The 1,858-nt window shown below is 66.9% G+C and carries 1 protein-coding gene; it reads right to left on the bottom strand.

What is annotated here, in order from left to right:
* The coding region (locus EN984_RS33105; protein WP_206517543.1) for a hypothetical protein at nt 1-1,858 on the bottom strand (1,858 nt) is incomplete at both ends.

Below are 1,858 nucleotides of genomic sequence, written 5' to 3'. Positions count from 1 at the left end.
GTCCTTGGCCATGACGGCGACGTCGCCGCCGGCGACAATTGTCGCGTTGGCACCGACACGGGCATAGGTCTCGGTGTCGAACGACAGCACCGAGACGCCGCCCGCCAGGCTGACCGTGCCGCTGAAGGCAAGACCGGCGGAGACCACGATGACCTTTTCCTTGGATGTGGCGATCACCGCAACGTCGTTGTTCGCCTTCACGTCCGCGCCGTCATTGATCGTCGCGACCGTGTCGACCTTGATCACCGACACGTCGACGCCGGGCGCGCCCGCGCCCGAACCGCCGAAAGCCGCACCGGCCCCGACACCGACATGGCTGAAGTCGCTCGCCGCCGCAACCAGCACGGACTGTCCTGCATTTCCGGGGCCGGCCATGTCCTGGTTGATCTGCGCATCGGCTCCGATGAACGCCTTCGTCTTGGTATCGACGACGTTGACCGCCGCACCGACAGCCACGCCGACCGAACCGCCGCCGCCGACGGAAATCGCAAAAGTCTCGACATCATCCTTCGCCGAGGCGGAGACGGCCACGCCACGGAAGCCGGTATCGACCGACGCGGTCGCAACCCGGTTCTGGGTCAAGCCCGGATCCTGCTGGACGTCGTCGCCACCCTCCTGGTCGAGGTTCTTGAACTGGGTGAGGCCCGACGGCGTACCAGCCTCCAGGCTGCTCGCGGTCGGCTTGTTGCCGCCCTGCGGGTCGAAGCTCGACATCGCCTGGCTGCCCGCATACTCGATTTGGTAGCGGCCGGTTCTCGCCGCGACCGTGCCGTGGCCCTCGCCGGTGACGCGTGCGCCTGCGCCGATGAAGGCATCCGTCACCTTGTCGACAACCGCAACGCCGGCCGCGACGCCGACGCCGGCACTGCCGCCAATCGCCACGCCGCCAACAATCAGGTCCATCTCGGTCTCGTCGAGTGCCTGGACAAGCACGCTGCCGCGTGCCCGCACATCCGTCAGGCCGCCGATCGGCGCCAGCGGGTCCGAGCCAATGAAGGCGCGGGTCTTCAGATTCAGCACGAAGACGTCAGCCGTCAGCGTGACGCCAGCGCCGCTCGACGCGCCCGCGGCCACGGAGAACGAACCTATGTCCTCGTTGCCGGTTGCTTCGACCGTCACATTGCCGTCGACGTCGATGTCGGCGCCCGCTTCGATCGATGCAGTCGTCGTCTTTGTCAGCGTCGACACATTGACGCCGGCGCCGACGCCGGCACTGCCGGCGGAAACCGCGAGCGAGCCCGCGATTGTCAGGATATCGGTTTCGTCGCTTGCAAAGACCGAAACGCCGGGATCATTGGCGAGCGTCTGGCCGGAAACCTTGCTGTTTGCACCGATGCGAGCCGTCGTTGTCTCGGTCAGCACCGTCACAGCGACCGAACCGGCGACCGCCGCCTGCGCGGAAGCAGCGCCGGCGGCTGCGATGATCAGCACGTCATCGGTGGAAATCGCCGATACGGAGAGGCCGTTTGCGCCACCGGTGACCACGTCGGCGTCGCCATAGAGCTCCGCCTTTACATCGTCGAGATGGACAAACACCGTTCCGGAAATACCGATGCCGGCGCTTTGGCCGAACGCCGCCGCGCCAGCCAGCAGGAACACGTCCGCGTCGCCGGTCGCCGTCACGGAGACATCTCCGCCGGCGCCCAGATGCGATTTGTTCAGCGTGCTGCCGGCCTCGACGAAGGCCTGGGTCGATGTGTCGAGGTAAAGCACGCCGACCGATGCCGCGACGCCGGCCGAGCCGCCGGCGCTGCCGCCGAACGTCGCCGCGATCGAGGTGATGTCGTCGAAGGAGTCGGCATTGATGATGATGTTGCCGGCAGTCGTATCCAGATCCGCGCCACCACCCATCCAGGCG

This window comes from Mesorhizobium sp. M7A.F.Ca.CA.004.12.1.1 (genome assembly GCF_003997835.1).
Lineage (GTDB): Bacteria > Pseudomonadota > Alphaproteobacteria > Rhizobiales > Rhizobiaceae > Mesorhizobium.
The sequence above is the reverse complement of the archived record's forward strand: the minus strand, read 5'-3'. Positions and strand labels throughout refer to the sequence as shown.